This window comes from Veillonella ratti (assembly GCF_003992115.1).
Classification (GTDB): domain Bacteria; phylum Bacillota; class Negativicutes; order Veillonellales; family Veillonellaceae; genus Veillonella_A; species Veillonella_A ratti.
In genome coordinates this window covers 39,531-46,433 of sequence record NZ_RQUX01000019.1, presented here as the reverse complement: position 1 = coordinate 46,433, position 6,903 = coordinate 39,531, and the positions used below count along the sequence as shown (strand labels likewise).

At 41.0% G+C, this 6,903-nt stretch carries 8 protein-coding genes; 2 read left to right on the top strand and 6 right to left on the bottom strand.

What is annotated here, in order from left to right; genetic code table 11:
* The first annotated feature begins 109 nt into the window (after window positions 1-109).
* Complete coding sequence (locus EO124_RS08420; protein ID WP_127059165.1) at window positions 110-481, top strand: hypothetical protein; 372 nt, start codon at window positions 110-112, stop codon at window positions 479-481.
* Window positions 474-1,343, top strand: coding sequence for a HigA family addiction module antitoxin (locus EO124_RS08415; protein WP_127059164.1), 870 nt, complete (start codon window positions 474-476; stop codon window positions 1,341-1,343). The genes EO124_RS08420 and EO124_RS08415 overlap by 8 nt, the downstream gene beginning before the upstream one ends.
* Before the next feature lie 107 nt (window positions 1,344-1,450).
* Here the strand turns inward: EO124_RS08415 and EO124_RS08410 are convergent, their stop codons facing one another.
* From EO124_RS08410 to EO124_RS08385, 6 genes are all read right to left on the bottom strand, one after another.
* On the bottom strand, window positions 1,451-2,089 hold the full coding sequence (locus EO124_RS08410; RefSeq protein WP_127059163.1) for a bifunctional 2-keto-4-hydroxyglutarate aldolase/2-keto-3-deoxy-6-phosphogluconate aldolase: 639 nt from the start codon (window positions 2,087-2,089) through the stop codon (window positions 1,451-1,453).
* 122 nt (window positions 2,090-2,211) lie between these two features.
* Window positions 2,212-3,162, bottom strand: coding sequence for a sugar kinase (locus EO124_RS08405; RefSeq protein ID WP_127059162.1), 951 nt, complete (start codon window positions 3,160-3,162; stop codon window positions 2,212-2,214).
* Window positions 3,163-3,204: 42 nt separating this feature from the next.
* Window positions 3,205-4,260 (bottom strand): LacI family DNA-binding transcriptional regulator, encoded by a 1,056-nt coding sequence (locus EO124_RS08400; RefSeq protein ID WP_127059161.1) that lies wholly within the window; start codon window positions 4,258-4,260, stop codon window positions 3,205-3,207.
* Between the two features lie 325 nt (window positions 4,261-4,585).
* On the bottom strand, window positions 4,586-4,912 hold the full coding sequence (locus EO124_RS08395; protein WP_127059160.1) for a branched-chain amino acid transporter permease: 327 nt from the start codon (window positions 4,910-4,912) through the stop codon (window positions 4,586-4,588).
* The gene (locus EO124_RS08390; protein ID WP_127059159.1) at window positions 4,909-5,733 is read right to left on the bottom strand and encodes an AzlC family ABC transporter permease; all 825 of its coding nucleotides are present in this window, start codon (window positions 5,731-5,733) and stop codon (window positions 4,909-4,911) included. The genes EO124_RS08395 and EO124_RS08390 overlap by 4 nt, the downstream gene beginning before the upstream one ends.
* Window positions 5,723-6,868, bottom strand: a complete 1,146-nt coding sequence (locus EO124_RS08385; RefSeq protein WP_127059158.1) for a 5-methyltetrahydropteroyltriglutamate--homocysteine S-methyltransferase — start codon at window positions 6,866-6,868, stop codon at window positions 5,723-5,725. Before EO124_RS08385 ends, EO124_RS08390 begins: the two co-directional genes overlap by 11 nt.
* Between the last annotated feature and the right edge of the window lie 35 nt (window positions 6,869-6,903).

Below are 6,903 nucleotides of genomic sequence, written 5' to 3'. Positions count from 1 at the left end.
TTTTATAATTAGACTAAACATTTTTATCGTCCAAATTTATTGACTATTTCCATCAATAAGTTTAAAATTAAATTACTAGATAGGTAATTTAATTTAGAGAAAATTTATCTTGGATATAGAGTATGCAACAGAAAGAGTCAAAATACAATGTACCAGTGTTAAAGATGCAACTAAACTATTCGGAGGAAACAAGACCTTAGTAAAAAGCTTATTTGCCAGAATTAATGCACTTCAAAGTGCAATTGTTATAAAAGATATTATTACCCTACCCACGTTCAGATTTCACGCTCTGAAAAATAAGCAAAATCAAAATCTCGAAGGTTATTTTGCTATAGATGTTAAATCACGCAAAGAACCTTGGCGAATTATACTTCAGCCATTAAATAACAACAAAAAACCTTTTGAACCTTGCAATATAGATGAGATTGCAAGGGTAGTAAAAATAGTAGAAATAAAGGAGGTCAGCAAACATTATGAGTAATTACATAGAATACAATAATAAAATGGCCTTCCATCCAGGCTATTATATCCAAGAATTAGTTGAAAATAGTGGCTTGACTCAAGAAGATTTTGCTAAACGCTTGGATACAACTCCAAAAAATCTTAGCTTATTGATTCGAGCTGAACAAAGTTTATCTATCGATATCGCTATTAAATTAGCCAGACTTTTTGATAACAGTGTTGAATTTTGGTTAAATTTGCAATCGACCTATGATGCCGCCGTAGCCGAAATTAAATCTATGGAAGAACTGATAAAAGAACGTAATATATTCCAATATATCAATTACAAATATTTTGTCGAATACTATAATTTACCGAAAAATACAGACAATATAGATCAACAAATTAAAACTGTACGTAACTTCCTACAAATATCTACCCTTTTAATACTCGCCAAAAAGAATCTCATAAGCAAATTTAGAAATTCAACCGAAAACTTAACGCCGGAACAAATTATTATGACTAATGCAATGCTACAAATAGGCATAAATCAGGCATTACAAGCCGAAGCAGTTAATTTCAATAAAACTCAATTCAAAAAATCAATTAACTTTATGGACGCTTTATATGCGGATAAAACATTAAATTTTAACCTTTTAAAAAATCACTACTCCGCTTATTACACTAACATTGATGATACCTTATTGAAGTCTGGTATTATTTTAACAAAAATACCTGCTATGCCCGGTACAAACTTCCGTAGTGCTACTAAAAAACTAGGTTCCAATGTTATGTTGTTAATCAATGATACCAATACTAAATCAGCTAATACATTAGATACTATATTTGCTGAGATGACCAATATTGCCACCGGCAACTATGGCATTACTTTAAATAATTAACTACAAAAAATCCTCGAAGTTTACCGGAAAATGTCACAACTAATAAGTTATGAACTAATTCTCAATTCACTTCGAGGATTTTTTATATTCTTCAAACCTTATCTAGCTTATTTTCTAGCGTCTGCCACCGCAGCAACGAATTTTTTAGCTGTTTCGGTAATTTCAGCCAAAGATTTTCCGCCACCGGTCAATGCGCCGCCTGCCCCGACAGCAACAGCACCGGCTTTAAACCATTCAGCTACATTATCAATGCTTACGCCGCCGGTCGGCATCATTTGAGCTTGTGGCAATGGGCCTTTTACGGCTTTAATAAATTTGCTGCCCACAACTTCGCCAGGGAATACTTTAACAATATCGGCGCCTAATTCCAAGGCCTGAATAACACCTTGGATTGTTGTAGTTCCCGGCATGCAAGCTACACGGTAACGATTACATAATTTTATGGTAGCTTCATCAAATGCAGGTGAAACAACAAAAGCTGCCCCATTTAAAATAGCCATGCGAGCTGTTTCCGCATCAAGAACGGTACCGGCACCAATAACAACTTGTGCATTATCTTTGTATTTTTCAGACAAAGTCAAAATTGCTTCATGCGCACGTGGCGTAGTAAAGGCAACTTCAATTGCTGTTACACCGCCGGCAATACAGGCTTCCGAAATCTGAACTGCTTCATCCGGCGTATTGCCGCGAATAACGGCAACAACACCTATTTTTTTTACTGTTTCAATAACTTGCAATTTGTCCATGATAAAAACCTCCTAGTATGTCCAATACTTTATTTTTTATGTCACTATACCTATATAAAACACCGTGCAACACGTGTAAGCGCTTACTTTTTAAGCTAAATATTAGGTATATAAACTACATTTTAATCACTTAACTTAGCACTCTTTTGATACGCCGCCAATTGTTCCGGTGTAGGCAATCCTTCGTTATCTCCCTCCACCTGTACTTGAAGCGCACCAATCGCTGCACCGCGACGCACAGCATCTTGCCAACTTAAACCTTCTAAACGGCCGCTGATTGTACCTACAGCAAAACCATCACCGGCACCTACGGTATCGACTACCTGTTCCACCACATACGCCGGTGCATAGAAGGCTTCGGCTTCCGTTTTAACAAAAGAACCTTTGGTCCCTAATTTAATAACCACCGCCTTGGCGCCTTGTTTGAGATAGAAGTCCGCAATGGCTTCCGGTGTATCAAAACCAGTCAAAATTTTCCCTTCACCAAAGCCGGGTAACACAATATCTGCTAACGATGCCAAGTAGTTAATTGTTTCACGCATAGCTTCTTCAGATGGCCATAAAGCAGGACGAAGGTTGGTATCAAAGGAAACCTGAACACCATGTGCTTTAGCTGTTTTCATCATGGCTATCGATGTTTCGCGGCAACTATCGGATAAAGCCGGTGGAATACCGGTTACATGTAAATGATCGTATTTATCCCAAGCAACTGTATCAACGATAGCCGGTTCCATATACGAGAACGCTGTGAAACGACGGAAATTAACGACCTCCGGATCGCCTTCCAAAGTTTTTGCTTTCAACTGCATACCCGTACGATTTACATCGTCCAATTCAACATAATCAATCCCGATATTTTGTTCTTCCAAGAAGTCCAAAATATGTTGACCGAACGGATCATTGCCGACACGGCTGATATACGCTACCTCATGCCCTAAGCGACTCATACCGACCGAAAAATTCACCTCCGCACCGCACACATAGCGGTGAAACGTGGTTACATCTTTAAGTGCCTTCGGCTCCGTTGCCACCATGAGTCCCATGGGCTCACCAATTGTTAAAACTCTTGCCACCCTCCATACCTCCTAAATATATTTTTAAAATGTCAATATCTCTTACAGGGAGTCGCGCTCCACAATTTTACCCGATAAAATAATATGTTGCTTCGCCACAGACGTACTATCTGAAGCTTCCGAAGACACTGATTCTTCAGACGCTTTAAGACTAGCCGTAACCCTCAGCAACAATAGACGGGCACATTCACTGCCTATTTGATGCGACGGCAATTCTATTACCGATATGCCCGGCCCGATACTATCCATCCACGGCCAATTATCATAACTGAAAAGCCCCACATCATCAGGGCTCCGTAATTTATTGCGCCTTAATAAATAGGCCATATCACTAAGTACAACACCATTACCGGCAAATAAAGCCAGCTTTTCACCGGCATCACGGGCCGCTGCCAGTGCAGAAAGAATCGCCGTTTTGAGAGCCGCTTTATCCGACTTAGTATATTCCAACGTCATAGCTTGACGATTTGTTAAAGCTTCATACTGTATCGAAAACTCATCAAATCGTTCACGCCGAATTCCATTGGTTCCAATTTGCCGCGTAGCAAAAAGAATACGTTCATACCCTTTGCTTAACAATAAGGCTAAACTATCATGCGTTACCTGCTTCGTATCGACAGAAACTATGTCGCATTCACAGCCTTCAACCGGTCTATCTGCCAACACAATGGGCACCATGGTACGATTCACTTCGTTCAAATATGAAACATTCGCGCCGGTTGCATTTATAACAAGCCCGTCCACACCTTGCGCAATCATGGACTGAATATAGCGTTTTTCCTTATCCGGATCATCACCGGCATCAGCCAACAGTACGGTAAAACCATGTTGTTCACAATACTCCGAAATACCGGTGTAAAGGATGGCTGAGAATGGGTTTGAAATATCTGACACGATAACACCAATCATATGACTTTGTTGCAAGCGCAAACTGCGGGCCATGCGATTCGGTTTATATTCAATATCCTTGATGACTTCACTGATACGTTTGCGCGTTTCTTCGGACATAAATTCATATTTACCGTTTAAAAAGCGTGATATTGTCGTTTTTGAAAAACCTGTTCGAGCGGCCACATCAGCAATTGTTACTTTTCCCATACAGCACCTCCCTACGCTAAAATCAATTTTTTAAGTCTCATTCTAATCCATGTATTCAATCACGTTCTAATTTATGTTTTAATTAACAGTCCATTTTGTTTTTATTTTACGAAATCGATTTACGAAATCGATTTCTAAACTTATTATACTCATAATACATCATCCGAAATCATTTGTAAAACCCTTTAACAATACTTTATAGTCATAGAACTGTCGCCATATACAGCCAATTCATATTTTTCACAACAAAAAAAGCCCGACTCTTCCCTTAGTTATAGAAAGAGTCGGACTATATCCGATTTACATACTAAATTATATAATCAAGCTAAAATATCTCCTGCACCAAGAACATGTACACAATGGTGCCTACGGCAATGCTGAGTAATAAATTGCGACGCCAATAGTGAACGACCGCCAATATTACTAAAGCAATGGCCTCCGGAATGCCGTTCGGCGCTACCGCCAACGATACGCCCTTTAACGAATACACGACCAAAAGTCCCATAACTGCGGCCGGCAACATATCGCCTAAATACGTGACGATGGCCGGCGGTTTTTCCGACTTGGCAAATACGACAAACGAAATAAAACGTGTAGCCATCGTACCAAGGACGACGGCGCCAATAGTAATCGTCATTTCCCATGCTGTCATGAAGCCGTCCCCCCTTCATCTGCTAAATCCGTTTCTTTTTTACCCTTAATCTTATACAGTAAACTGAAGATAACTACCATGAGAGCCATGGCCGGCAGCATAAATACATCCGGTCCCAAGAGAATACGCATCAAGAGCGACACGCCGAGGCCGATAAATCCGGGCATCAAATTTTTCCCTTTTAATAGCATATCCAAGAAAATAACCGCAAACAAAGCCGTTAGAACAAACTCAATACCTTTTAAGTTTAAAGTGATGAATTGACTGCCTATGGAACCCATAGCCACGCCGAGCACCCAATAGACAAAGTTCAGCCACGTTACATGGAGATAAAACCAGCCTCTATCCACATTATCCGGCAAGTTTACGGTCGCGTTGAGGGCAAATGACTCATCACACATGCCGAAAATAAGGGGATATTTTTTCCACCCCTGTGAAGTATAGCGGGTTAACATAGTCAACCCGTAAAAAATGTGCCGTCCGTTAACCATAAAGGCCAGAATAAAAGCGCCCAACGGATCAAAAGGAGCGGTCAATAAGGCGACGGTAACAAACTCCATAGAGCCTGCAAAGATGGTAGCGCTCATAATAATCGGCAAATACCAAGGCAGGCCCTGTCCTACGGCAAAGAGGCCGTAGGAGATGCCCAGAAATAAGAAGCCCGCACAAATCGGTACGGTTAAGGGAAAAGCGTAGCGAAACGCCTCCCGCCCCGCACTCTTGTCATGGCTCTTCTTACTACCATCGGGCGAAGTAGCAGCATCAATCGAAATACTATTTACATGGCGACTTTCATCATTGCGACTTTCATCATTCTTCATAGGGCCCCCAAGCCTTTTCAGCAACTCGTTTAATGAGTGCCAACTTGGCAAATTGTTCTTCTTCGGTTAAATTATTGCCTTCTTCCGTAGAGGCAAAACCACATTGCGGGCTCAACGCCAATTGCTCTTTTGGCACATACAAGCTGGCTTCTTCAATACGTGCCAATAAATCTTCTTCTTTTTCAAGTTCCGGGAACTTGGAAGTCACAAGGCCTAGTACGACCTTCTGATTTTTTATAAAACGAAGCGGTGCAAACCCGCCGGCACGGTCGGAATCGTATTCCAAGAAGAAACCGTCAATGTTACAATGACCGAATAGTGTTTCCGCCACCGGTTCATAGCCCCCCGACGAGAACCAAGTGGAACGGAAGTTACCGCGGCAAATATGCATAGTTACAGCTAAATCGTCCGGTTTACCTTCCAAGGCATAGTTAATAACTTCTACATATTTTTTGGCAATGTGATTTAAATCTAAACCGCGCGCCGCGTATTCTTTACGTTTTGTGTCATCGCAGAATTCACCCCAAGAAGTGTCATCCAACTGAAGATAACGGCAACCTGCATCATAGAAGGCCTTAATCGCTTTACGATAGGCTTTAGCAATGGCTTCAAATAAAGCATCTTCATTTTCATACTGCGGAATCGGTTCATAATGTTCTTCGCGGACACAGCAAATCAAATGGAGCATGGATGGCGACGGAATGGTAAATTTAGCAACCGCTCTATCACCGGCGGTAGCTTTTACGAATTTAAAATCTTCCAAAAACGGATGATTATCCGGGAAGTCGATATCACCTACGATTTTAAGAGTGGCCGCTTTCGGCTGATGGCCTTTAAAGGCTACGGACCAATGTTCCGCTTTAATACGTTCAACGCCTACCAGTTGTTCCAAGAAATCTAAATGCCAATACGCACGGCGAAATTCACCATCTGTTACGGCTTTAAGACCTACGTTAACTTCTTTATCGATTAAGTCGCGAATGGCTTCATCTTCGACTTTACGAAGTTCTGCCTTACCAAGAGCCCCCGCTTCTACTTCTTGGCGCGCTTTTTTTACAGTTTCAGGCCGTAAAAAACTACCTACTACATCATAACGGAACGGACCTTTCCCAATTGTCTGTTTTGCATTACTCATATTCTCAATCTCCTCTCAAAAGTGGCAGCTAATAA

Excerpts from the sequence above, each read along its gene's own strand:
- EO124_RS08395 (WP_127059160.1), bottom strand. The coding sequence starts at position 4,912 with ATGACAGCATGGGAAATGACGATTACTATTGGCGCCGTCGTCCTTGGT.
- EO124_RS08390 (WP_127059159.1), bottom strand. The coding sequence starts at position 5,733 with ATGAAGAATGATGAAAGTCGCAATGATGAAAGTCGCCATGTAAATAGT.
- EO124_RS08415 (WP_127059164.1), top strand. The coding sequence starts at position 474 with ATGAGTAATTACATAGAATACAATAATAAAATGGCCTTCCATCCAGGC.
- EO124_RS08385 (WP_127059158.1), bottom strand. The coding sequence starts at position 6,868 with ATGAGTAATGCAAAACAGACAATTGGGAAAGGTCCGTTCCGTTATGAT.
- EO124_RS08400 (WP_127059161.1), bottom strand. The coding sequence starts at position 4,260 with ATGGGAAAAGTAACAATTGCTGATGTGGCCGCTCGAACAGGTTTTTCA.
- EO124_RS08410 (WP_127059163.1), bottom strand. The coding sequence starts at position 2,089 with ATGGACAAATTGCAAGTTATTGAAACAGTAAAAAAAATAGGTGTTGTT.